This is a genomic window from Streptomyces sp. NBC_01320 (assembly GCF_035974375.1).
GTDB lineage: Bacteria > Actinomycetota > Actinomycetes > Streptomycetales > Streptomycetaceae > Streptomyces > Streptomyces yanii.
In genome coordinates this window covers 6,216,657-6,240,659 of record NZ_CP108390.1, presented here as the reverse complement: position 1 = coordinate 6,240,659, position 24,003 = coordinate 6,216,657, and the positions used below count along the sequence as shown (strand labels likewise).

The window sequence follows — 24,003 nt, the reverse complement described above, 5'->3', positions numbered from 1 at the left end:
GGCGGCGAGGCTACTCCGTGACGCCGTCGCGCCGAGCGAAGAGACACCCCGGACCTTCACACCCCTTGCTGGCGAGGCGTGTTCAGCGGCGGGGTTTCCGAGACACGCACGATGGTGATCAGCCGGTCCGTCAGCTGCAACGGGCTGGCCGCCGGATCGTCGTAACCGAGCAGCCGGTGGCCACGCAGCACGCTGACGACCAGGTCCTCGGTCTCCCGGACGCTCTTTCCGACCTCGGCCTTTATCACCGGCCGTTCGACGAGGTCGAGGCCGCTGCCCTGCTGGATCAGGTCCTCCATCACCGTGCCCGCGCTCGGGCTGAGGACGGAAAGACCCAGCAGCCGGCCCGCGGCGCTGGCGCTGGTGATCACGGCGTCGGCGCCGGACTGACGCAGCAGCGGTGCGTTCTCCTCCTCGCGCACCGCCGCGACGATCTTCGCGCCACGGTTGAGCTGTCGCGCCGTCAGCGCGACCAGCACCGCCGTGTCGTCGCGCTGAGTGGCGATGATGATCTGACGCGCCTTCTGGAGCTCGGCTCGCAGCAGCACCTCGCTGCGGGTCGCATCCCCGACGACGCCCACGTAACCTTCGGCGTTCGCTGCCTCGATCACCTTGTTGGCCGGGTCGACGATCACGATCTGTTCCTTCTTCAGACCTGTGGCACAGAGCGTCTGGATCGCTGAGCGGCCCTTCGTGCCGAAGCCGACGACAACGGTGTGGTCACGCAAGTTGGTTCTCCAACGGTTCAGCCGGAAGTCCTCCCGGGTCCGCTCCGTCAGGACCTCCAGGGTGGTGCCGACCAGGATGATCAGGAAGAGCACGCGCAGTGGTGTCACGAGCACCACGTTGATCAGTCGTGCGGTGTCGCTGTACGGAGTGATGTCGCCGTACCCGGTGGTGGAGAGGGTGACCGTCGAGTAGTAGACGGCGTCGAGCAGGTCCACCGACTCATCTGCGTTGTCGTGGTAGCCGGAACGGTCGACCCACACGATCAGTACCGTGGCGGCGAGGACTATCAGCGCCATCAACAGCCGTTTGGCGACCTGTCGGAGCGGCCTGTCGACGACACGGCGCGGAAGCATGATCCGCGTGGGGACGAGATGCTCGTCGACCCGCCTGGCCATCGCATCGTGGCCGGGAAGTTTCACGTGAAACACCCTTCCGTCCACGGCGTCGCCGAGGTCCACGGTAGATCGAGGATCTCCACCTCGGTGCCGGACCGTACCCCGCCCGGCGGCACGACGGCCAGCCCGTCGGCGCCGGCGATCCCACGGAGCATGGCGGGACCGTTGTAGTGCAGCGGTACGACGTGCTCGGGGCCCGAGCCCGCACCGACCCGGTGCACGACAGGGACCAGGCGGGTGTCGTGCGGGTGCCCGTGCACCTCGTCGCGCACGACGACCCGGTACGAATCCTCCACCATCTGGCCGGCCAGCCCGCGCAGCAAGGGCTCCGCGAGCGTGAGGAGACCGGAGACGGCGGCGAGGGGGTTGCCTGGCAGCCCGACGAGATACGGGCCCCCGGAGGTCAGCCGGGTCAGCAGCATCGGGTGCCCCGGGCGCACGGCGACGCCGTCGACCAACAACTCCGCGCCGATCTCGGCGAGGACGGGATGGACGTGGTCGACGGGGCCTGCCGCGGTACCGCCGGTGGTGATGACGAGATCGGCGTCGGAGGTGGTGAGGGCATGCCGGAGGGCCTCACGGTCGTCGCCGAGGCGTCGCGGGGCGGAGACCTCGACACCCATCGCCCGGAGCCAGGGGCCGATCATGGGGCCCAGGGCGTCCCGGATCAGCCCGTCGTGCGGCAGACCGGTGGTAAGCAGTTCGTCCCCGAGAACGAGCACGTCGACGCGCGGGCGGGAAACCGTCAGCAGCTCGTCGTAACCGGCGGCGGCGGACAGCCCGAGGACGGCGGGCGTCACCACCGTTCCGGCGGGCAGAAGTTGATCGCTGGAACGACACTCCTGGCCACGCGGCCGGATGTCCTGCCCGGGAACCACCTGGCGCTGCGCGTACAACAGCCCCTTGGCCTCGTCGACGTGAGCATGTTCGCTCCGGATCACAGCGGTGCCATTGGTCGGGATGCGGGCGCCGGTGGCGATCCGTACGGCATCACCGTCGGGAAGCGGAGCGGGCGCACTGTGCCCGGCCAGAATGCCCAGCCCTTGACCTCCGTCCTCGCCTCCTCGGAGAGTCCAGGGCCCGGGTCCGGCAACGACCCAGCCGTCCATGGCGGAGGTGTCGAAGGATGGCAGATCGGTGAGCGCGGTAAGCGGTTCGGCCAGCACGCGTCCGATGGCCCGGTCGAGGGTGAGCCGCAGAGTGCGGGGTGAGGCGGACCGACCGGCCCGCGCGGCAAGAGCGCGGGCCTCGCCCCAGGCGGTGGCATGGCCGCGGTGAACGTCGGCGCATCGGTCGCGGGTGCGCGGGTCGCGGGCGGACTCGGGGTCGGATTCGGGGTCGGATTCGGGGGCGGCGGACTGGCCGGAGGAGTGGCCGGAGGAACGCCGGCCAGGGGCGCGGCCGGGGCTGTGGGCGGCACCGTGGTCAGTGCCCTGGTGAACGCTTGAGCCGGGACCGGGACCAGGGCTCTGAACGGGGTCCGGGCCGGATCCCTGCCCAGGGCCTTGGCCAGGGACGTGGTCAGGGACGTGGTCAGGGCTGTGGTCAGGACTGTGGTCAGGACTCCGGCGCGGGGCCGAGCCGGATCCCTGCCGGGGACGCTGCTCCGAGAACCCGGCCCCGGGCTGCGACTGAGCCACTGATCGGGGCTCCCGCGGGGGTTGGCGCCCGACCAGCGCGAGCGCCTGGTCGACGGCCCGGTCCTCCTCCTCGGCAGCGCGAGTCTGCTCGGCCGCGCGGGCCTCTGCGCCTGCACGGGCGTCCTCGGCAACATGAGCCTCTGCGGCGACACGGGCGCCCTCGGCGTTCGGGACCTCACCCTCCGCTCGAGCCTGACCAGCCGCCGGGGCAACCCCTGCAACAGCGGCCCCCCTGGCAGCCTGAGCTTCTCCTGCAACACCGGTACCTGCGGCAGCCCGGTCCTGATCCACTGCGGTGGCACGGCCGGCGGGCCGGTCCGGCCCCGGACCTCTGCTCCCCGGATCCGGAGGGGGCCCAGGCGTCCAGTCGTCGGCCGCGCCCCTGTCGACCTTGCGTCGGGGCGTCGTCATGGCGTCTCGGCCTCGTCCGCCCAGCGAAGGGCGAGCGCGGCCGCCTTCCGGGCGGCATCGGCCACGGCCTCGGCTCCGCCGCCGTCGCCGCTCGCCTTCGCCGCCGCGTACCCGACCAGGAAGGTCGTCAGGGGTGCGGCGGGCCGGGCCACACCGTGGGCGGCATCACGGGCGAGGTCGAGCAGGACGTCGGTGTCGACGTCGAGTTCGATGCCCAGTTCGTTCTTGACTGCGGTGATCCATTCGTCCAGCACGGTCCCATGCTCTCTGATACGGGCCCGGGCTGCGGCAATGTCTTCCCAGGTGTCGCAGTCGAAGGAGGCGAGCGGACCGGCCTCGACGCGGGCGAGGTCCAGTTCGTGCGCCAGCAGGCGCAGTGGGAGCCCGGCCAGGCTGCCGTGCTCGGCGGCCAGCAGGGCCAGCTCGCGACGGAGCGGCTCGGAACGGTAGACGGCGACCAGCGGCTGGTCCCGCCCGTCCTGATCGACGCACAGCGCCCCGTCACGCTCCCCGTGAGCAGCTGCGGCCAGCAGTTCCTTGACCGTGCTCGCCCCCAGGAACGGCAGATCGGCGGAGAGCACGAGCAGATGCCCGGCCGTCGTGAGCCGCACCCCGGCGCCGAGCGCCGCCAACGGCCCGCCGCCCTGCGGCTCTTCCCGTGCCCAGGTCACTGGGCGTACGGTGGGCCGCCGACCGCCCACCACAACGGTGGCTGCGGCGTCGGCGCAGGCGGCGAGCACCCGGTCGAGCAGCGCCCGGCCACCCACCCGCAGGGCTGGTTTGTCGGCACCCCCGAGGCGCTTGGCGGCCCCTCCGGCAAGGACGATGGCGTCATACGCGGTCATGCCCCGAGTATGCGTGCCACACGCTCCCGTTGTTCCTCCCCGATCCCTTCCTCCTCGCCCTCCTCCACTTCCTCTCTTCTTCTCCTACAACGTGCGCAACAGCAGCGCGGGCCGTTCCACGCAGTCGGCCACGTATCGCAGGAAGCCGCCTGCCGTGCCGCCGTCACAGACCCGGTGGTCGAAGGTCAGCGAGAGCTGAACGACCTGGCGCACGGCCAACTCGCCCTGGTGCACCCACGGCTTGGCCAAGATGCGACCGACCCCCAGCATGGCCGCCTCCGGATGGTTGATGATCGGCGTCGACCCGTCGACCCCGAACACCCCGTAGTTGTTCAGCGTGAACGTGCCGCCGCTCAGATCCGCCGGGGTCAGCTTCCCCGTCCGGGCAGCCTCGGTCAGCCGGCCGATCTCGGCACCGATCGACTCCGCGTTACGGTCCTGTGCATTCCGCACGACAGGGACGACCAGCCCCCGGTCCGTCTGGGCCGCGAACCCCAGATGGACGTCGCGCAGCCGCACGATCTCCCGCGCGTCCAGGTCCACCGTGGAGTTGAGCTCGGGGAACCGGGCGAGCGCCGCCGTGCAGATACGGGCCAGCAGGGCAAGCACCGACACCTTCGGCCCGGCAGAAGGACCGCCGGCGCCGTTCATCGCGGCTCTCGCGGCCATCAGCTCGGTGGCGTCCGCGTCGACCCAGCACGTGGCGTCGGGTATCTCGCGCCGGCTGCGCGCCAACTTGTCGGCGACCGCGCCGCGTACACCGCGCAACGGAATCCGCTCCCCGACGACCTCACGGCCGGCCGAAGAGGCCATCGATGTCGAAGCCGACGCCGGGACTGCGGACATGGGAGCCGACTCTGCCGTTGCGCTCGCCGCCGCCCTGATGGCGGATTCGACATCGGACCGGAGGATCAGACCGTCCCGCCCCGACCCCGTCAGCTGCCGCAGATCGAGATCATGCTGCCGCGCCAGTTTTCGCACCAAGGGCGAGATGACGGCCACCGGCCCCGGCCCCTCACCGGTAACCTCCGCTGGGACCGCCCCTGCGACAGCCCCCGGGGCCGGCTCCGCCGCAGGCACCGTCACAGACCCCGCGCCGGAGACCGCCTCGGGCCGAACCCGTCGACGGCGCGCCGCCGGTGCTCCCGTCCCGTACCCCACCAGCACATTGCCGGACGACTCGGCCTCCGCAGCCCCATCAGCGGAGAGTTCTCCCGCAATGGACCCGACCGCCACCGTCAACAACGGCGCCCCGACCGGAAGTTCCGCGCCCTCCTCGCCGAACCTGGCGGTCACCACGCCTCCGTAGGGACACGGCACCTCCACCATCGCCTTGGCCGTCTCGACCTCGACGACCGGCTGGTCGATGGCGACCACATCGCCGACCTCCACCAGCCAGCGCACGATCTCAGCCTCGGTCAGTCCTTCGCCGAGGTCGGGCAGTTTGAATTCGAGCACCTGAGGCATCAGCTCTCCGCCTCCCACTGCAGTCGCGCGACCGCGTCGAGCACCCGGTCCACGCCCGGCAGATGGTGGCGCTCCAGCATCGGCGGCGGATAGGGGATGTCGAATCCGGCGACCCGCAGCACCGGCGCCTCCAGGTGGTGGAAGCAGCGCTCGGTGATCCGGGCGGCGATCTCCCCGCCGGGGCCGCCGAACCCGGACGACTCATGGACGACGACCGCACGACCGGTGCGCCGCACCGAAGCGGCGACCGTCTCGTCGTCGAACGGGACCAGCGAGCGCAGATCGACCACTTCGAGGTCCCAGCCCTCCTCGACGGCCGCTTCCGCGGCCTCCAGGCAGACGGGCAGGGACGGCCCGTACGTGATCAGCGTCGCGCTGTGCCCGGGGCGGCGGACGACGGCCCGCCCGATCGGCTCGACGGCCGCCGGCGCCTCCGGCGACCAGGCCGCCTTCGACCAGTACAGCCGCTTCGGCTCCAGGAAGACCACCGGGTCGTCGGAGGCGATCGAGGCCCGAAGCAGCCCGTACGCGTCGTCGACCGTGGCGGGTGTGACGACATGCAGGCCGGGCGTGGCCATGTAGTACGCCTCGGACGAGTCGCTGTGGTGCTCGACCCCGCCGATCCCGCCGCCGTACGGCACCCGCACCGTGATCGGCAGCGGCATGGCACCACGGGTCCGGTTCCGCATCTTGGCGACATGGCTGATGAGTTGCTCGAACGCCGGGTAGGCGAACGCGTCGAACTGCATCTCCACCACGGGCCGCAGCCCGTACATCGCCATGCCGACAGCCGTCCCGAGGATGCCCGCCTCGGCCAGCGGCGTGTCCGTACAGCGGTCCTCGCCGAACTCCTTCGCCAGCCCGTCGGTGATCCGGAAGACCCCGCCGAGCGTGCCGACATCCTCACCGAGGACATGCACCGTCGGGTCCTCGGCCATCGAGTCGCGCAGCGCACGCCCCAGGGCCTGCGCCATGGTGGCCGGCTTGGCCCTCTCCGTCTGCTCGCCGGCCATGGCCGCCGCCGTCGTCATCGCCCTCCCTCCGCACCACGTGGGCCGCTCTGGCCGTGGTGGTCCTGCTCGGCGTCGAGCTCGACCCGCAACCGGGCCGCCTGCTCCCGCAGTTGCGTGGTCTGTTCCGCATACACATGGGTGAAGAGGTCCATCGGATCGAGCACCGGATCGGCGTTCATCCGCTCGCGGAGCCCGGCGGCCATCCGCTCAGCGGCCGCGCGCGCCTCCTCGATGCCGTCTTCGGCGAGCAGCCCGCGCCCGGTCAGCTCCCGCTCCAAAAGCTGAATCGGGTCGTGCGCCCGCCACGTCTCCACCTCGCTGTCGACGCGGTAGCGCGTGGCGTCGTCGGCGTTCGTATGGGCGTCCATCCGGTACGTCACAGCCTCGACGAGCGTCGGACCGCCTCCGGCCCTCGCTCGCGCCACTGCCTCGCCGAGCACTTGGTGCACCGCGGCCGCGTCATTGCCGTCGACCAGCCGGCCCGGCATCCCGTACCCCACCGCCTTGTGCGCCAGCGACGGCGCTGCCGTCTGCTTGGCCAGGGGCACAGAGATGGCAAAGCCGTTGTTCTGCACCAGGAAGACCACGGGGGCCCGCCAGACGGCCGCGAAATTCAGCGCCTCGTGGAAGTCACCCTCGCTGGTGCCGCCGTCGCCGACCATGGCGAGCGCGACCACGTCGTCGCCCGCCAGCCGCGCCGCGTGCGCCAGGCCCACGGCGTGCGGGAGCTGGGTGGCGAGCGGCGTGCAGAGCGGGGCGATGCGGTGCTCGCGCGGGTCGTAACCGGTGTGCCGGTCGCCGCGCAACAGGGTCAGTGCCTCGACCGGATCGAGACCGCGCGCGACCGCCGCGAGGGTGTCGCGGTAGCTGGGAAAGAGCCAGTCACGCTCTTCCAGCACCAGCGCCGCCGCTATCTCGCAGGCCTCCTGCCCGGTGCTGGAGGGGTAGACGGCAAGTCGGCCCTGCTTGGTGAGGGCAGTCGCCTGTGCGTTGTACCGCCGGCCGCGCACCAGCTCGGCGTAGAGCCGCAGGAGCAGCTCCGGGTCTGCGTCGGCCGCGGCGTCCGTACCGAGCACGCGGTACGGCTCGGGGTCCGGGAGCAGCGGCGCGGGGTCGGTGAGCGGCTTCCAGGCCGGGGGCGGCGTGGGCCGGTAAGCGGCCGCGCCGGGCAGCTCTTGGACCGTCATGACAAGCACCTCCTGGCATCGAGGGGTATCGAGCGGCATCTGGCGATATCGAGGGATCACCCGATATCGAGGGGTGGCTGAATATGTCGAAATGTCGAGCACGTGCCGAGGCGCGGTGTGGTGTGCCTCACCTACCGATTGTTCGGTCGCGAACGCATTTTGGCTACAGGCACCGTCAGCCTGTGGACAAACGGTTCTCCACAGCCTGGGATAGGGGCAGGTCGTCCAGGGCAGAGAGGCGCGGGGACATGGCAGCTGAACAAATGGCCGACGGGGTCGAGGACCCCGGCCGGGTTCCGCCCGCGCGGCCCCTCGACGCCATCGACCGCGACATCCTCCGATTGCTCCAGACAGACGGCCGCGCCTCGATACGGTCGGTGGCCGACCGCGTCCATGTCTCGCGCGCCAACGCCTACGCCCGGATCAACCGGCTCATCGACGACGGAGTGATCCGCGGCTTCAGCGCGCGGGTGGACCATGAGCGGGCGGGGCAGGGCGCCTCCGCGTACATCACGCTCAAGATCGTCCAGAACACCTGGCGAACGGTGCGCGAGCAGCTCCAGGCCCTGCCGGGGGCTACCCACATCGCACTGGTCAGCGGCGATTTCGACGTACTGCTGCTCGTGCATACACCGGACAACCGGTCGCTTCGCGAACTCGTCCTGACCAGGATCCAGGCCATCCCCGAGGTGCTCTCCACCCGCACGCTGCTGGTGTTCGAGGAGACGGACCTGGCCCCGGGCCCCGAGCGCCCCACCGAGCTGGCCTAAGGCCTCTCAGGAACCGTACTTCTTGAGGAACGCCTGTACCGCGGCCCAGTTCTCCTGGCTGTTGAGCAATGCCACTCCATGCTCGCCGCCGCCCTTGACATAGATCAGCTTGCGCTCCGCCGCCTTGGTGCTCGCCCGGTTCAGCGTCTTCGCGTCGTCCCCGAAGTAGTCGTCGTACTCGGCGGCCATGTAGAGCACCGGCGCGGTCAGCTTGGGCACGGCGCCCAGCGCGTTCATTCCGGAGTACAGCGTCGGCGCGGAGAGCGAGACCACCGCGTCCGGCTGCGGCTCCAGCTCCGGCGCCGCGGTGAGCACGGCGGTACCCCCCTTGGACGCCCCCATCAACAGCAGCTTCTTCGCGCCCTTGCCGCGCAGATACCCGGCCGCTGCGACGATCTCGGAGACGTCCTGGCCCGCCGAATTGACCGCGAGCACCCGATAGCCGGCCCGGTGCAGCTCATCGGCCTTGTCCTTCCACTGGCAGGCGGTGCCGTCGGACTGGTGGGCCAGTACGATCCCCGCGCCTTTCCCGGCGCCGCTCGCACCGCCGGGCATATAACCGCCGGTCTCGGTGGAGTCGGCGGACTTGAAGGTGACGGACGCCGCCTCGGCCTCGGCCGATTTCAGACAGCCGAAGTCGTCAGGCTGCCGGGCCTCCTCACTCGCGTCCGCCGCCTTCTCGGCACCGCCGCCACCCGTGCCGCCGCTGCCGCCCCCTCCGCAGCCGGTCAGCGACACGGCGGCAAGCAACGTGACGGCGCACAGGAACCCGGGAACACGAAGGACGGCGGCCATGCCGGAGGATGGTGGTCTTGACCTGTCCTGCCGTCAACGGTTCAGCGGTCGGCACGCATCCCCTCGAAGGCAAGCTGGACGACCGTGTCCGCCAGCTGCTCCCCCTCGGCGTCGCCGCCCGGCTGCGGCCGATACCACTCCACCAGAGAGTTGACCATTCCGAAGAGCAGCCTCGTCGCCAGCCGTATGTCCACGTCGGAGCGGAGATCGCCGTCCGCGACGGCCGCCTTCAGCAGTTCGGCCACCCGCTGGTCGAACTCACGCCGACGCTCCATGGCCCAGCGTTCGGCCTTCGTATTGCCCCGTACGCGCAGCAACAGCGTGACGTAGGGCAGTTCGGCTATCAGCACCTCGACGGTACGTCGCGTGACGTACTCAACCCGCTCGATCGCGCGCCCCCGCGTCGCGCCCGGCTCGTCGAGAATCCCGAAGAGCCCGTCCAGTGCCCGGCTGACCGCGCGCCGCAGCAGCTCTTCCTTGCCCGCGACGTGGTGATAGATGGACGATTTGGAGATGCCTGCCGCCTTGGACAGGTGCTCCATGGACGTGCCGTCGTAACCGCGCTCGTTGAAGACACGGACGGCGACGGTGAGGAGAGTCTCCGGGGTGTACGTGTCCCGCTTGGCCGTGGTCATGTCCGCGATCCTCCCCTACGAGTTGTCCACAGGTTTCGTGGGGCCCCTTGTCCCGACCGATCGTTCGGTTACTCTAACTCTGTCCGCCCGTCCCTGCCCAGCTCGATGAGGAGTTGGTCCGTCATGGCCGCCGAGCTCTCCCCGCACCTGCTGTCCGAGAAGCACCGCCCCACGCTCGACCAGACCCTCGACGCGATCCACACGCGCGCGTACTGGTCCCCGCACCCCGAGCACCCGAAGGCGTACGGCGAGGGCGGCGCATCGGGCAGTCTGAGCGCCGCCGAGGGCAAGGCCGCCTTCGACGCCGTGCTGCGCACCCGGCTCGACCTCGGCCAGCCGGGCACCGACGACTGGACGGGCGGCGAGATCTCGCCCTACGGACCGGAACTCGGCGTCGAGTACCCGCACGCCGACCTGGATGTGCTGCTTCCGGCGATGCGCGCGGGAATGGCGGCGTGGCGCGAGGCGGGGCCCGAGACCAGGGCGCTGGTCTGTCTGGAGATCCTGGCGCGGATCAGCGCCCGCACCCATGAGTTCGCGCACGCCGTGATGCACACCAGCGGTCAGGCCTTCATGATGGCGTTCCAGGCGGGCGGCCCGCACGCCCAGGACCGCGGCCTGGAGGCGGTGGCGTATGCCTACGAGGAGCAGATCCGCACCCCGCGGACGGCGGACTGGTCCAAGCCGCAGGGAAAGCGCGATCCGCTGCAGCTGCACAAGACGTACATCGCGGCCGGCCGCGGCATCGCGCTGTTGATCGGCTGCAACACCTTCCCCACGTGGAACGGCTATCCGGGACTGTTCGCCTCTCTGGCCACCGGCAATCCCGTCCTGGTGAAGCCGCACCCGCGCGCCGTGCTCCCCCTGGCGCTCACGGTGCAGGTGGCCCGCGAGGTACTGAGCGAGGCCGGCTTCGACCCCAATCTGGTCTGTCTGGCCGCCGAGCGTCCGGGAGAGGGCATCGCCAAGGCCCTGGCGGTCCGCCCCGAGATCAAGATCATCGACTACACCGGGTCCACCGCCTTCGGCGACTGGCTGGAGGCCAACGCCCGCCAGGCACAGGTCTACACGGAGAAGGCGGGGGTCAACACGATCGTTGTCGACTCCACCGACGACTACCGCGGCATGCTGTCCAACCTGGCGTTCTCCCTCTCCCTGTACAGCGGCCAGATGTGCACCACCCCGCAGAACCTGCTGATCCCCCGGGACGGCATCGCGACGGACACGGGCGACAAGACGTACGACGACGTGGTGGGCGACATCGCCGCCGCGGTCACCGGCCTGCTCGGCGACGACGCCCGGGCGAACGCGCTGCTCGGCGCGCTGGTCAACCCCGACGTGAAGGCCCGCCTTGAGGCCGCGGCAGGGCTGGGCGAAGTCGCCTTGGCCTCAAGGGAGGTGGCCAACCCGGAGTTCCCCGACGCGGTGGTCCGTACCCCGGTCGTCGTGAAGCTCGACGGCACGAAGCCGGACGACGAAGCGGCGTATCTGTCGGAGTGCTTCGGACCGGTGGCGTTCGCGGTCGCGGTCGACTCGACAGCTGACGCGGTGGAGCTGCTGCGCCGCACGATCCGTGACAAGGGCGCGATGACGGTCGGGGCGTACACGACGTCGCCGGAGGTGGAGCGCGCGGTGGAAGACGTCTGCCTGGACGAGTCGGCTCAGCTCTCGCTGAATCTGACGGGCGGGGTGTACGTCAACCAGACTGCGGCGTTCTCCGACTTCCACGGCTCGGGCGGCAACCCTGCGGCCAACGCAGCCCTGTGCGACGGAGCGTTCGTATCAAATCGCTTCCGCATGGTGGAAGTCCGCCGCCAGGCCTGACACAGCACGCCCCGCCCCGGCTCCAGCCCCTCGGCGCCTCTTCAGCTCCTCCGGCGTTCGAGGAGCGGGACCCGGGGGGGGCGGAGCCCCGATCACGGGAAGAAACGCGAGAGACCCGCCGCAGGCGCCCTGCGCCGCCCCGCCCGCACAGTCGGGTACCCCTCGGCCTCAGCCCACTCCCACACCCCCCGAAATATCCGCATACCGCTGCACCCACGCATGCATGGCGATGGCCGCCGCAGCCCCCGCATTGATCGACCGCGTGGATCCGAACTGCGCAATCGAGCACACCATCGTCGCGTGCCTACGAGCCTCCTCGGTCAGCCCCGGCCCCTCCTGCCCGAAGAGCAGCACACACCGCCGCGGCAGCTCTGTCCGCTCCAGCGGCACCGCCCCCGGCAGATTGTCGATCCCGATGATCGGCAGCCCCTCGGCCGCCGCCCAGGAGGTCAGATCCGCCGTGTCGGGGTGATGCCGCACATGCTGGTACCGGTCGGTGACCATCGCACCGCGCCGATTCCACCGCCGCCGACCCACAATGTGGATCTCCTTGGCGAGGAAGGCATTCGCAGTCCGCACCACCGACCCGATATTGAAGTCGTGGCCCCAGTTCTCCACCGCTACATGGAAGTCGTGCCGCCGAAGATCCAGATCGGCGACGATCGCCTCCCGCGTCCAGTAGCGGTACTCGTCACCGACATTGCGCCGGTCGCCCTGGGCGAGCAGCTCGGGGTCGTACCGCTCGCCCTCGGGCCAGGGCAGCGGATGCGGCCCGACGCCGATCTCCGCCCCGAATCCGTCGTCGTACTGCAACGCCTCCGCGGACTGCTCACCGACCCCGAGGCCATCGGCCGACGGACTCTCACCGCTACTGCTCCTACTACTGCCGGTATCACTGCTCACCCGACGAGCGTATGGCCACCGCTTCCGCTGTGCTGCGGGACCTCCTCCTCGCCGCCCTGCTGCTGCTCGGGCACCTGGCCCGTGCGCGAGAACAGCAGCTGCCGCCCGAGCGTCACCCGGCCGCCCAGCCAGACCAGGAAGACCGTCGGCAGGAAGACGGAGTCGGCGGCGATCATCGCCATCGAGAAGAAGGGCAGTCCCAGCAGCAGGGCGATGCCCGCGTGCTCGCACATCATGGCGACGAGCAGGACGTTCTTGACGCGCCGGTTGAAGAGAGTGAAGGGGAAGGCGACCTGCACGATGACCGTGCCGTACGTCAGCACCATGACCATCACGCCATTGGACGCGAGGAGGTCCGACAGGGCTGGCCATGGGGTGAAGTAGTCGAGATTGAGCGGGTAGTACAGCGCCGTGCCATCCTGCCAACGCGATCCCTGGATCTTGTACCAGCCCGCGGTCGCGTAGATCAGACAGACCTCGGCCATGATCACGACGAGAGTGGCGTTGTGCGCGAGGTTGGCGAGGACATCGAGCAGCGTGCGCGGTTCGCTCTGCGGCGCGTAACGGTTCACGGCCCACCAGACACCGTGCCCGATCCACAGCACCCAGAAGAGGGTCGGCAGCCACCAGGTGCCACCGAGGCCGTCCGTCGCCGTAGCCACAACAAGGACCAGGCCGAGCACAAACCACAGAATCGTCCCGGCGACATTCGAGGCCGGCCGGGCGACTCCCGCATCCTGCGACCGCGTCTCCGGCTCCTGCTCCGACGTCGACCCGGCCTGCGCCCCTGACTCCGTACGGCGTGCCCGCGCCGCACGTCGCGCATCCAGCGACCAGACCTGCCCGCAGCGCGTCAGCACAAGGTAGATCGCCATCAGATGGACGACGTTGTCCCCGCCGTCGCCCAGGAAAATGCTGCGGTTCTGCAGCGAGAGCACACCGACCATGAACAGGACGGACATCGCGCGGGTGTGCCAGCCGACCATCAGCAGTGCGGCGGAAAGCAGGACGACCGCATAGACGGTCTCGAACCAGACCGTACTGTCCGACCACATGAGCACCGAGAGGGACTCATTGCCCGATATGAGCTGCTTCGCCATGTCCCAGCGCCATGGGGCGTCGGGGCCGTACATCTCATGGCGGTGCGGCAGCTCGCGCAGCAGGAACATCAGGTACGTGGCGGAGAAACCGATCCGGATCACGGCGCTCTGATACGGGCCGAGGGCCGAGGAGGTGATGCGCTGGACGCCGCGGGCGAGCTTGCGGCCGGGGGAAGCCGTCCTCACTTGACCGCCTCCTTGGTGTTCTCGGGGAGGTCGGCGGGGGTGACGGTCCACCACGGCAGCACCCGGTAATTCGGCTTGGTGCTGATCTTCTCCGTGCTCCACGGCGGCGCGGAGACGGAACGCACCTCGGAGCGGACCTGGATGCGCTCGACGGTGCCGCCGTAGTCGTGCTCGCCGAGCCGCAACATCACGATGCGGCGGATGTAGCGCTCGGAGAGATTGCCGCGCAGGCCGTTCGGGCGGTTCTGGATGTCGTGGGAGTTGAGATAGAAGTCCCAGGCGCGGCGGAGCTGATTCTGGTGGATGTGGCTGGGGAGGAGATTGCCTCGTATCCCTCTGCCGTCCTCGACCGAGAGACTCATCCACCCAGTGGTGCGACGACCGTCGGGACCGGCTATCTCGGCCCGTACGTGCACGGCGACGTTCTGCTGGAGCGGATTGGGAGCGAAGAGCTTCCAGTTCTGCTCGAACTCGGGATAGACCCAGTCGTCGACCGCTTTGCCGTGCTGCTTGGTCAGGGTGTTGGACGGGGCGACGTGCAGAAACACCATGGCCAGATGGGTACAGGTGATCATCCCGATGACCGACAGCGCGATCGCGGCAACGATCTGGTACGGAAGGGACAGCCCGGCGATACCGGAACGCACCGGCGCGGGAACTCCAGCGAATTCAGCGGGCGGTGTCGTACGGAGGGGCTGGTCCGAACCCGGATCCACCCTCGGACCACCGCTCCCGTTCCCGTCTCCGACGCCCCTGTCGTCGTACGAATCCATCCCGCCCCGATCCCCGTCGATCCCCGGTCAGTTATCCACAGGGTTGACACCCTACGGGCCACCGACTCACCATTGAAGTCATTGAACCGAACGATCGGTCGGTAGGGAGCCCGGGATGGCGGCAGTGACTGCGGACCAGACAGCGCAGGGCCAGGCGCGAGGGACCGCGCAGGCGACAGCAGGCGGGCCCGGCGGGCCGGCGGGGGCGGACGTGGCTCAGCAGGCAGCCTTCGACGCCGCGGTGGCGGCCGACGAGCGCATCGAGCCGCGCGACTGGATGCCGGACGCGTACCGGGCCTCGCTGGTCAGGCAAATGGCCCAGCACGCCCATTCCGAAATCATCGGGATGCAGCCCGAGGCCAACTGGATCAGCCGCGCACCCTCGCTGCGCCGCAAGGCGATCCTGATGGCCAAGGTGCAGGACGAGGCGGGACACGGGCTGTACCTCTACAGCGCGGCGGAGACGCTGGGGACGAGCCGCGAGGAAATGCTCGACAAGCTCCACGCAGGCCGCCAGAGGTATTCGTCAATCTTCAATTACCCCACGCTGACCTGGGCGGATGTCGGCGCGATCGGCTGGCTGGTGGACGGCGCCGCGATCACCAACCAGGTGCCCCTCTGCCGCTGCTCGTACGGTCCGTACGCACGGGCCATGGTCCGCATCTGCAAGGAGGAGTCCTTCCACCAGCGCCAGGGGTACGAGCTGCTGCTCACCCTCGGCCGCGGCACGCCGGGGCAGCGCGCGATGGCACAGGATGCGGTGAACCGCTGGTGGTGGCCGTCCCTGATGATGTTCGGCCCGCCGGACGACGCATCGGCGCACTCGGCGCAGTCGATGACCTGGAAGATCAAGCGGCACTCCAACGACGAGCTGCGGCAACGGTTCGTCGACATCTGTGTCCCGCAGGCCGAGGCGCTGGGGCTCACCCTCCCGGACCCGGACCTCAGGTGGAATGAGGAGCGCGGACACCACGACTTCGGGGCGATCGACTGGACGGAGTTCCAGGAGGTCCTGAAGGGCAACGGCCCGTGCAACGAACAGCGCCTCACACAGAGGCGCCGGGCACACGAAGAGGGCGCCTGGGTCCGGGACGCGGCGGCTTCGTACGCGCTCAAGCACCCCGCACCGACGCGCCACGCACCGGCCCACATCACAGAAGCACCCCACACGGAAATGCCCCAGGCAGAAATGCGCACCCCACCGAACGCGGAGGCGACGGCATGAGCAGTTCGACCGACTGGCCGCTCTGGGAGGTGTTCGTGCGCTCGCGGCGCGGTCTCTCCCACACCCACGCGGGCAGCCTGCACGCCCCGGACGCCGAGATGGCCCTGCGCAACGCCCGTGACCTGTACACACGCCGTTCCGAGGGCGTCTCCATCTGGGTGGTGCCATCCACGGAGATCACGGCCTCCTCGCCGGACGAGAAGGACTCGTTCTTCGAGCCGGCGGGCGACAAGCCCTACCGGCACCCCACGTTCTACGAGATCCCGGAAGGGGTGAAGCACCTGTGACCGCGGCCCTCGCCCTCGGCGACGACGCGCTGGTGCTGTCGCACCGGCTGGGGGAGTGGGCGGGCCACGCGCCCGTGCTGGAGGAGGAGGTGGCCCTCGCCAACATCGCCCTGGACCTCCTGGGGCAAGCCCGGGTGCTGCTCTCGCTCGCCGGGGACGAGGACGAGCTGGCATTCCTACGCGAGGAGCGCGCCTTCCGCAACGTCCAGCTGGTCGAGCAGCCCAACGGCGACTTCGCCCACACCATCGCTCGACAGCTGTACTTCTCCGTCTACCAGCGGGGGCTGTACGAGCAGCTGGCGGCCGGTGCGGGCGACTTCGCCGGGCTGGCCGCGAAGGCCGTCAAGGAGGTCGCGTACCACCAGGACCACGCCACGCACTGGACGCTGCGGTTGGGCGACGGCACGGAGGAGAGCCACCGGCGGATGCAGCGCGGGGTGGATGCGCTGTGGCGGTTCACTGGTGAACTGTTCCAGCCGGTCGAGGGAGTGGAGATCGACTGGCCGTCGCTGCACACCGACTGGCTGGCCACCGTCACCGGCGTCCTGCAGCAGGCGACGCTGACGGTGCCGACCGGCCCGGGGTCCGGTGCCTGGACGGCCGGGGCAGGACGGCAGGGCATCCACACGGAACCTTTCGGGCGGATGCTCGCCGAGATGCAGCATCTGCACCGCAGCCATCCGGGGGCGTCATGGTGACCGAGACGCGGCTGGAAGAGGAGGTACGCAGGCTCGCCGGGTCCGTGCCCGATCCCGAGCTGCCTGTGCTCACCCTGGAGGAGCTGGGCGTACTCCGCGGAGTGGAGGTGCTCGCCCCGGGCAAGGTCACCGTCCGCCTCACCCCGACGTACACCGGCTGCCCGGCGATCGAAACCATGTCGGCCGATATCGAGCAGGTGCTGCACGACCACGGCATACCGGAGGTCTCCGTGGTCACTGTGCTCGCACCGGCCTGGTCGACCGACGACATCAGCGCGGAGGGGCGGCGCAAGCTCGCCGAGTTCGGCATAGCACCCCCGCGCCCGCATGATGCCGCCACCGGGTCCGGCGGACCGGTGCCGCTCACCCTCTCGGTGCGCTGCCCGCACTGCGGCTCCATGGACACGGAGCTGCTGAGCCGGTTCTCCTCCACCGCCTGCAAGGCGCTGCGCCGCTGCGCGAGCTGCCGTGAACCGTTCGACCACTTCAAGGAGTTGTAGATGTTCCATCCGCTCCGGGTCCGCGCGATCGAGCGGCTGACCGACGACTCGGTGGCCGTGACCTTCGCGGTGCCCCCCGAGCTGCGCGAGACCTTCCGCCACAAGCCCGGCCAGCACCTCAATGTGCGCTACACGGTTCACGGCGAAGAGATCCGGCGTTCGTACTCGATCTGCACCCCGGCCGCCGATGCCCCAGCCGATCCCGAGCTGCAGGTGGGCATCCGGCTGGTCGACGGCGGTGCGTTCTCCACGTACGCCCTCAAGGAACTCGCCGTCGGTGACCAGGTCGAGGCGATGCCCCCGATGGGACGCTTCGTGCTCACCCCCCGCGCCGGTCACTACGCGGCGATCGTCGGCGGCAGCGGCATCACCCCGGTGCTGTCGATCGCGTCGACTCTGCTGGCCCGTGAGCCCGAGGCCCGGTTCTGTCTGATCCGGAGCGACCGGACGGCTGCCTCGACGATGTTCCTGGACGAGGTCGCCGACCTGAAGGACCGCTATCCGGACCGCTTCCAGCTGGTGACAGTGCTCTCCCGCGAGGAGCAGCAGGCGGGTCTCCCGTCCGGCCGGCTCGACCGGGAGCGGCTGACCGGGCTGCTGCCCGCGCTCCTGTCGGTGGGAGAGGTGGACGGCTGGTATCTCTGTGGGCCGTTCGGCCTCGTGCGGGCGGCAGAGGATGCGCTGCACGGCCTTGGTATCGACCGGGCCCACATCCACCAGGAGATCTTCCACGTCGACGACGGCCCGGCCGCTCCCGCCCGCACACGGATCGAGGCGCCCGCACACAGCACGCTGACCGCGACATTGGACGGGCGCTCGGGCAACTGGCCGGTCCAGGACGGCGAATCGCTGCTGGAAACGGTCTTGCGCAGCCGCTCCGACGCTCCGTACGCATGCAAGGGCGGGGTGTGCGGGACGTGCAGGGCGTTCCTGGTCTCGGGTGAGGTCCGGATGAACCGCAACTTCGCGCTGGAGCCGGACGAGACGGGGGCGGGCTATGTGCTTGCCTGCCAGTCGCATCCGCTCACACCGGAGGTGGAACTCGACTTCGACCGCTGACCCCTCGGATCACTCGGATCCCACTGATTCGACCAACTTCGACCGGATCTCCGGGATCCCGCGGACCGCCGCGCCCCTTCCCTGTTCCCTTCTCATAGAACCTGCTCTATCTTGACGACCCGTCAGATGCGGGTACGAGCACGACGGTTCGCGGGAGGTCAGTGCAGTGGACTTCACCTTCACCGAGGAGCAGCAGGCAGCCGTCGAGGCGGCAAGGGCGGTCTTCTCGGGCGTCGAGCCCGACGGTGTGCCCAGCCCCGCGCTCACTCCGGGAGCGGTGGCCGAGGACATCGACCGGTCCGTGTGGACGGGGCTGGCCGCAGGCGACCTGCTGAGCCTGACGCTGGCACCGGAACACGGCGGGGCCGGACTCGATGTGGTCGCGCTCTGCCTGGTCCTGCGCGAATCGGCAAAAGTGCTTGCCCGGGTGCCGCTACTGGAGACCTGCGCGGTCGCGATGACGATCCAGCAGCACGGTGACCCCGGCCTGGCAGCCGAGTTGCTGCCCCGCGTCGGCCGGGGCGAGCTGGTCCTCACCGTCGGGGCCAACGGCCGCACCGGCCACGATCCGGCCGAGCTCGCCGTCACCGTCCGCCGGGACCTTGCGGGAAAGGCCGGCCAGGACCATGACCGGCCCAGCAGCGAGGACGGCGGAAGCGCGGGCTGGGTGCTCGACGGAGTGCAGTCGGGGGTGCCGTGGGCCCAGTCCGCGGACTGGATTGCGGTGCCCGCCCACACGGACGAGGGCCTGGCCGCGCTGGCGCTGGTACGCCGCACGGACGAGGGCGTCGCACTCGCCGAACAGGTCTCCACGAGCGGTGAGTTGTTCGCCGAGGTCCGGCTGGACACGGTACGGATCGAGGACAGCGCGCTGATCAGTACGCCGGGTGCCTGGGAGTGGCTGCGCACCCTGCTCACCACCGGAACCTGCGCGCTCGCACTGGGTCTCGGCGAGGCGGTGCTCGCCATGACGAGTGAATACACCGGGAAGCGCGAGCAGTTCGGGCACCCCGTCGCGACGTTTCAGTCCGTCGCCGTCCAGGCTGCGGACCGGTACATCGATCTGCGGGCCATGGAAGTGACCCTCTGGCAGGCGGCCTGGCGGATCTCCACCGGTGCGCCCGGAACGCTGCCCGTCGCGGGCGATGTCGCGGTGGCGAAGATCTGGGCGTCGGACGGGGTCCGTCGGGTCGTGCAGACCGCCCAGCATCTGCACGGCGGCTTCGGCGCGGACACCGACTACCCGCTGCACCGCTTCCATGCCTGGGCGAAGCAGATCGAGCTGTCGCTCGGCCCCGCAGCGATGCATGAGGAGGTACTGGGCGACCTGCTGGCCGCCCATCCCCTCGGCTGAGACCCCCGGCGCGCTCCGGCGCCCACCGGAGCGCGGGGGATCCCGGCAGGATCAGAGAACGAAGGCCGGGTTGCCGTTGTCCGTGACCATCGGGCGCCCGGCGCCGTCCCAGGCGAGCATCCCGCCGTCGACGTTCACGGCGTCGATGCCCTGCTGCACCAGGTACTGGGTGACCTGGGCGGACCGGCCACCGACCCGGCACATCACATGCACGCGCCTGCCGTCCTCCGACGCCTCGGTCAGCTCACCGAAGCGGCCGACGAAGTCACTCATCGGAATGTGCAGGGCACCATCGACGTGACCTGCCGCCCATTCGTCGTTCTCCCGGACGTCCAGCACAAGGCCGTCCGACGGCACCGCCGCGACATCCACCGAGGGCAGCGGGGCGAAATTCATGGGTCATGCCTTCTCTCGTACGTACGCTCCGGACTTACCAGAAACGCTACTGCACCAGGCCTGCCAGCTCCGCCTCTCGCTGCGCGACCTCACCCAGCAGCTGTTCGGCGATCTCGTCGAGCAGCCGGTCCGGGTCGTCGGGCGCCATCCGCAGCATGGCCCCGATCGCGCCCTCCTCCAGCTCCTGGGCGAGCACGGTCAGCAGTTCCTTGCGCTGGGTCAACCAGTTCAGCCGGGCGTAGAGCTCCTCGCTCTCGCTGAGCTCTGCCTGCTGTGGAACGGGCCCCGCCGCCCACTCCTGCGCCAGCTCCTTCAGCAGGGCCTCGTCCCCACGCCCGTAGGCGGCGTTGACGCGGGTGATGAACTCGTCCCGGCGCGCCCGCTCCGTCTCGTCCTGGGCGAGATCCGGGTGGGCACTGCGTGCCAGCTCGCGGTAGAGCTTGCGCGCCTCCTCGGTCGGCCGGACCCGCTTGGGCGGCCGCACCGGCTGCTCGGTCAGCATCGCCGCCGCCTCGGGGGACAGCCCGTCGGAGTCGAGCCAGTCGTGGAAAAGCTCGTCGATGCCCGGCATCGGCATCACGAGCGCCCGAGCCTCCCGAGCCCTGCGCAGATCCTCGGGGTCACCGGTCCGGGCGGCCCGGGCCTCCGCGATCTGCGCGTCGAGCTCGTCGAGGCGGGCGTACATCGGGCCGAGCTTCTGGTGGTGCAGCCGGGAGAAGTTCTCCACCTCGACCCGGAAGGTCTCCACCGCGATCTCGAACTCGATCAGCGCCTGCTCCGCCGCCCGCACGGCCTTCGCCAGCCGCGCCTCGGGGCGCGCAGCATCAGCGGCACTGCCCGCGTCGGCGTCGCCCCGAGGGGCTCGCTGCTCATGCTGTTCCTGCTGCCGGTCGTTGTCCTGCCGGTCATCGTCGTTCCGGGTGGTCGGCACCCCGGCGGCTTCGTGGGTCACCCGTCCAGCGTATGGCCCCGGCCCGCGCCCCGAGGACGCACGGTCGGCGGTGCGCCCCTCACACCCCGAGCTCAGCCGCTATTCGCCCCGAACCAACGGCCCGCACCAGCTCCGCGTGATCCGCCTCCGTACGGTCCGCATACGTCACAGCAAAGCTCGCCACCGCTTCGTCCAGCTCGTCGTTCTTGCCGCAGTAGCCCGCGATCAGCCGCGGGTCGGCGCTGTGGGCATGGGCCCTCGCCAGCAGTGCGCCCGTCATCCGCCCGTAGTCGTCCACCTGGTCGGCCGCCAGGGCCGCCGGGTCCACACTGCCCTTGCGGTTCCTGAATTGCCGCACCTGGAATGGCCGCCCCTGCACGGTCGCCCAGCCCAGCAGAATGTCGCTGACCACCTGCATCCGCTTCTGCCCGAGCACCACTCGGTGACCCTCGTGCGCCGCCTCGGGCACCTCGAAACCGACGGCGGGCAGATACGGCGCCAGCGCGGAGGGCCGCGCCTCCTTCACCTGCAGGACCAACGGCTCGCCGCGGTGATCGAGCAGCAGCACCACATACGACCGGGTTCCGACACTCCCCGTGCCGACCACGCGGAACGCCACATCATGGATCGCGTAACGGGCGAGCAGCGGCACCCGGTCCTCCGAGATCGTGCCCACATAGTCGCCGAGCGCCGCCGCGACCGCCGCGGCCTCCGCATCCGGCACCCGCCGCAGCACCGGTGGTGCGTCGACGAAGCGGCGTCCGCCACCCTCGGCCTCCTCCGTGGACTTGGCGGCGAAGCGGGCGCTGGTGTTCTTACGGGCCTTCTGCGAGACCCGTTCCAGCATGCCGACCAGATCCCGCGCGTCCGTGTGCGAGACGAGTTCCTCGTCGGCGATGGCATTCCAGGCGTCGAGCGCGGACAGTCTGGCCAGCAATCGCATCGTCCGCCGGTACGCGCCCACCGTGTCGTACGCACCCCGCCGACAGGTTTCCTCGTCCGCTCCGGCCTCACGCCCCGCGAGCACCAGCGAGGTGGCGAGCCGCTTGAGGTCCCACTCCCACGGGCCGAACACGGTCTCGTCGAAGTCGTTCAGATCGATGACCAGACTGCCTCGCGCATCGCCGTACAGCCCGAAATTGGCCGCATGCGCATCGCCGCAGAGCTGGGCGCCCACCCCGGTCACCGGTGTGCCCATCAGGTCATGGGCCATCAGCCCGGCCGAACCGCGCAGAAACGCGAACGGTGTGGCAGCCATCCGCCCCACCCGGATCGGCGCGAGGTCGGGCACTCTGCCCCGGTTCGACTCCTCGACCGCCTGCACGGCGTCGGGCCGGCCCGAGGGAAGGACCAGGGCATCGTGCGAGGTCCTGGGCACCCGGTCGCGCAGCGCCTTGCCCGTCCCCCTCGGCGACTGCGGCGCGCTTCCCGCCGCAACAGCCGCTCGCCGGGCGAACCCGGGCACGACCGGTATGCGCGGCTCATCCGTCACAACCCGCTGCCCCGGTACTGCCACTTCGAACTCACCCATGGCGCGCAGCCTCCCCCGCCCTCGACCGACGTCCTGTCCAACATCAACTGCCGACGACGGTACCGCCGTCCGCCAACAGCCGTCTGCCCCTGTGGAAAACCTGAACGAACGCCTGTGGACAGCGCCTTGCCCTGGTCAGACGCCGACAGACTCCTCCAGCTCCTCCTCCAGCTCTTCCCTCGCATCGGCCTCGGCCCGACACTCCGCCGTCCCCCTCTCCGTGCCCGTCCGGTTCTCCGACCCGGCCCGGTGCCGGGACGAACCCACACCCTGCGCCTGCACAGCAGGCTTCCGCCGCCTCCCCTCGGCCAACCCGGCCGCTCCCATCACGGCCAGCCCCACCACGAACCAGAGCGCGAGCACCAGCACGTGTCCGCCGAGTCCGTGCCCATCGAAGTACACATGGCTCCTCGCACCTTCGACGAAGCCCGCGCCGTTCCAGAACGCATGCAGCGAACCGAAGAAACCGGGCTGCAGTTCGGGCCGGAAGATGCCGCCGGAACTGGTGAAGTTCAGCATCACGAACAGCACCATCACGCCGAGCGTCGTCCACCGCTTGAGGAATGTGTGCAGCCCCACACCGATCAGGAGAATGCCCGCCGAGTAGAGCCAGGCCATCGCCCAGAGTCCGCCCAGCCCGTGGTCCACCAGCCCGAACAGGGGCCCCGCGAACACGGCCCCGATCACGCTCACCACGAGTGAGGCACCAAGGGCCAGTGCCGCCCTGATCCGCAATGCCAGCACCGCACCCGCGCCACCGATCACCGCGACCGACGCGTACGACCCGATGCTCACCGCGACCAGCAGGAAGAAGATCCCCTGGCCGGTCGGATCGCCGTCCGCGGTCGGTGCCGTGTCCGTCACCTTCAGCGGGTCGCCCTGCGCGGCCGCCACCTTCGTGAAGACCTTCTCCACCACCGTGGCGCTGGTGTCGGAGGAGGCGCTGGCCACGAGAAGCTCGGGGTGCTTCCCCGGGAGGTAGGCGCCGTAACTCGCCTGTGTCTTCAGGTGGTTCACCGCGGTGTCCCGGTCGGGGACGGTACGCACGCTGAGCGCGCCGTCACCCTTGTCCTGCAGCGTCTGCGCGAGCACCTGTGCGCTCGGCCCCGATCCGACCACGTCCACCCGCAGGTCGTGCGGTTCCGGAGCATGGAACGCCCCCAGGTAGGCGAGCCCCATCCCGATACACATCAGCAGGGGTGTGACGAGATGGCTCAGCACATGGCGCAGGGCAGCGGCGGTCGTGCCGCCGGCGGCACTCGGACCCGTGGACATCGAACTCCAATGGTTGGCATTTACAACTCTTCTATCCGTTGTACTATACAACTGAACATTCGGGAAGGTGAGAC

Annotated in this window: 23 protein-coding genes; 8 read left to right on the top strand and 15 right to left on the bottom strand. The window is 70.0% G+C overall.

Annotated features, from left to right (window positions below):
• Positions 1 to 56 precede the first annotated feature (56 nt).
• The 6 genes from OG395_RS28395 to pdhA form a co-directional block, all read right to left on the bottom strand.
• A complete protein-coding gene (locus OG395_RS28395; RefSeq protein WP_327245453.1) occupies positions 57 to 1,187 on the bottom strand; it encodes a potassium channel family protein in 1,131 nt (376 codons plus the stop codon).
• Positions 1,145 to 2,800, bottom strand: coding sequence for a molybdopterin molybdotransferase MoeA (locus tag OG395_RS28390; RefSeq protein WP_327249486.1), 1,656 nt, complete (start codon positions 2,798 to 2,800; stop codon positions 1,145 to 1,147). Before OG395_RS28390 ends, OG395_RS28395 begins: the two co-directional genes overlap by 43 nt.
• A 371-nt stretch (positions 2,801 to 3,171) precedes the next feature.
• Entirely contained in the window at positions 3,172 to 4,020 is an 849-nt protein-coding gene (locus OG395_RS28385) for an NTP transferase domain-containing protein (protein WP_327245452.1), read from the bottom strand.
• A gap of 84 nt (positions 4,021 to 4,104) precedes the next feature.
• Positions 4,105 to 5,487, bottom strand: coding sequence for a dihydrolipoamide acetyltransferase family protein (locus OG395_RS28380; protein ID WP_327245451.1), 1,383 nt, complete (start codon positions 5,485 to 5,487; stop codon positions 4,105 to 4,107).
• Positions 5,487 to 6,518 (bottom strand): alpha-ketoacid dehydrogenase subunit beta, encoded by a 1,032-nt coding sequence (locus OG395_RS28375; protein ID WP_327245450.1) that lies wholly within the window; start codon positions 6,516 to 6,518, stop codon positions 5,487 to 5,489. The genes OG395_RS28380 and OG395_RS28375 overlap by 1 nt, the downstream gene beginning before the upstream one ends.
• Positions 6,515 to 7,687: a pyruvate dehydrogenase (acetyl-transferring) E1 component subunit alpha gene (gene pdhA / locus OG395_RS28370; RefSeq protein ID WP_327245449.1), complete on the bottom strand. Its 1,173-nt coding sequence runs from the start codon at positions 7,685 to 7,687 to the stop codon at positions 6,515 to 6,517. The genes OG395_RS28375 and pdhA overlap by 4 nt, the downstream gene beginning before the upstream one ends.
• Before the next feature lie 263 nt (positions 7,688 to 7,950).
• Between pdhA and OG395_RS28365 the strand changes: the two genes are divergently transcribed.
• A complete protein-coding gene (locus OG395_RS28365) occupies positions 7,951 to 8,457 on the top strand; it encodes an Lrp/AsnC family transcriptional regulator (RefSeq protein WP_376336917.1) in 507 nt (168 codons plus the stop codon).
• Between the two features lie 6 nt (positions 8,458 to 8,463).
• On the opposite strand, the gene OG395_RS28360 is transcribed toward OG395_RS28365, so the two are convergent.
• On the bottom strand, positions 8,464 to 9,252 hold the full coding sequence (locus OG395_RS28360; RefSeq protein WP_327245447.1) for an alpha/beta hydrolase family protein: 789 nt from the start codon (positions 9,250 to 9,252) through the stop codon (positions 8,464 to 8,466).
• A 41-nt stretch (positions 9,253 to 9,293) separates the two neighbouring features.
• Complete coding sequence (locus tag OG395_RS28355) at positions 9,294 to 9,887, bottom strand: TetR/AcrR family transcriptional regulator (RefSeq protein WP_327245446.1); 594 nt, start codon at positions 9,885 to 9,887, stop codon at positions 9,294 to 9,296.
• Between the two features lie 123 nt (positions 9,888 to 10,010).
• On the opposite strand from OG395_RS28355, the gene paaN reads away from it, so the two are divergent.
• Positions 10,011 to 11,711 (top strand): phenylacetic acid degradation protein PaaN, encoded by a 1,701-nt coding sequence (gene paaN, locus OG395_RS28350; RefSeq protein ID WP_327245445.1) that lies wholly within the window; start codon positions 10,011 to 10,013, stop codon positions 11,709 to 11,711.
• A gap of 168 nt (positions 11,712 to 11,879) precedes the next feature.
• Here the strand turns inward: paaN and OG395_RS28345 are convergent, their stop codons facing one another.
• Genes OG395_RS28345 through OG395_RS28335 form a run of 3 tightly spaced genes read right to left on the bottom strand, consistent with a single transcriptional unit; the run spans position 11,880 to position 14,673 of the window.
• Positions 11,880 to 12,614 carry a TrmH family RNA methyltransferase gene (locus tag OG395_RS28345; RefSeq protein WP_327245444.1) on the bottom strand — a complete coding sequence of 245 codons (735 nt, stop codon included), beginning with the start codon at positions 12,612 to 12,614 and terminating at the stop codon, positions 11,880 to 11,882.
• Positions 12,611 to 13,900 carry an HTTM domain-containing protein gene (locus OG395_RS28340; protein WP_327245443.1) on the bottom strand — a complete coding sequence of 430 codons (1,290 nt, stop codon included), beginning with the start codon at positions 13,898 to 13,900 and terminating at the stop codon, positions 12,611 to 12,613. The genes OG395_RS28345 and OG395_RS28340 overlap by 4 nt, the downstream gene beginning before the upstream one ends.
• Positions 13,897 to 14,673, bottom strand: coding sequence for a DUF5819 family protein (locus OG395_RS28335; protein WP_327245442.1), 777 nt, complete (start codon positions 14,671 to 14,673; stop codon positions 13,897 to 13,899). The genes OG395_RS28340 and OG395_RS28335 overlap by 4 nt, the downstream gene beginning before the upstream one ends.
• Positions 14,674 to 14,788: 115 nt before the next feature.
• Here OG395_RS28335 and paaA point away from each other — a divergent pair, with 115 nt between their 5' ends.
• From paaA to OG395_RS28305, 6 genes are all read left to right on the top strand, one after another.
• On the top strand, positions 14,789 to 15,898 hold the full coding sequence (gene paaA, locus OG395_RS28330) for a 1,2-phenylacetyl-CoA epoxidase subunit PaaA (RefSeq protein ID WP_327245441.1): 1,110 nt from the start codon (positions 14,789 to 14,791) through the stop codon (positions 15,896 to 15,898).
• Positions 15,895 to 16,185, top strand: a complete 291-nt coding sequence (paaB, locus tag OG395_RS28325; protein ID WP_030972485.1) for a 1,2-phenylacetyl-CoA epoxidase subunit PaaB — start codon at positions 15,895 to 15,897, stop codon at positions 16,183 to 16,185. The genes paaA and paaB overlap by 4 nt, the downstream gene beginning before the upstream one ends.
• Positions 16,182 to 16,883: a 1,2-phenylacetyl-CoA epoxidase subunit PaaC gene (paaC, locus tag OG395_RS28320; RefSeq protein WP_327245440.1), complete on the top strand. Its 702-nt coding sequence runs from the start codon at positions 16,182 to 16,184 to the stop codon at positions 16,881 to 16,883. The genes paaB and paaC overlap by 4 nt, the downstream gene beginning before the upstream one ends.
• On the top strand, positions 16,877 to 17,383 hold the full coding sequence (gene paaD / locus OG395_RS28315; RefSeq protein ID WP_327245439.1) for a 1,2-phenylacetyl-CoA epoxidase subunit PaaD: 507 nt from the start codon (positions 16,877 to 16,879) through the stop codon (positions 17,381 to 17,383). The genes paaC and paaD overlap by 7 nt, the downstream gene beginning before the upstream one ends.
• Complete coding sequence (locus OG395_RS28310) at positions 17,384 to 18,442, top strand: 2Fe-2S iron-sulfur cluster-binding protein (protein ID WP_327245438.1); 1,059 nt, start codon at positions 17,384 to 17,386, stop codon at positions 18,440 to 18,442.
• Positions 18,443 to 18,608: 166 nt separating this feature from the next.
• A complete protein-coding gene (locus OG395_RS28305) occupies positions 18,609 to 19,796 on the top strand; it encodes an acyl-CoA dehydrogenase family protein (RefSeq protein ID WP_327245437.1) in 1,188 nt (395 codons plus the stop codon).
• A gap of 51 nt (positions 19,797 to 19,847) precedes the next feature.
• On the opposite strand, the gene OG395_RS28300 is transcribed toward OG395_RS28305, so the two are convergent.
• The 4 genes from OG395_RS28300 to OG395_RS28285 all read right to left on the bottom strand — a co-directional run bounded on the left by OG395_RS28300 (position 19,848) and on the right by OG395_RS28285 (position 23,929).
• Positions 19,848 to 20,192: a rhodanese-like domain-containing protein gene (locus tag OG395_RS28300; protein WP_327245436.1), complete on the bottom strand. Its 345-nt coding sequence runs from the start codon at positions 20,190 to 20,192 to the stop codon at positions 19,848 to 19,850.
• Positions 20,193 to 20,238: 46 nt separating this feature from the next.
• Positions 20,239 to 21,144 (bottom strand): hypothetical protein, encoded by a 906-nt coding sequence (locus tag OG395_RS28295; protein WP_327245435.1) that lies wholly within the window; start codon positions 21,142 to 21,144, stop codon positions 20,239 to 20,241.
• A 58-nt stretch (positions 21,145 to 21,202) separates the two neighbouring features.
• Positions 21,203 to 22,654 (bottom strand): DUF2252 domain-containing protein, encoded by a 1,452-nt coding sequence (locus tag OG395_RS28290; RefSeq protein ID WP_327245434.1) that lies wholly within the window; start codon positions 22,652 to 22,654, stop codon positions 21,203 to 21,205.
• Positions 22,655 to 22,789: 135 nt separating this feature from the next.
• A complete protein-coding gene (locus OG395_RS28285; protein ID WP_327245433.1) occupies positions 22,790 to 23,929 on the bottom strand; it encodes a hypothetical protein in 1,140 nt (379 codons plus the stop codon).
• Between the last annotated feature and the right edge of the window lie 74 nt (positions 23,930 to 24,003).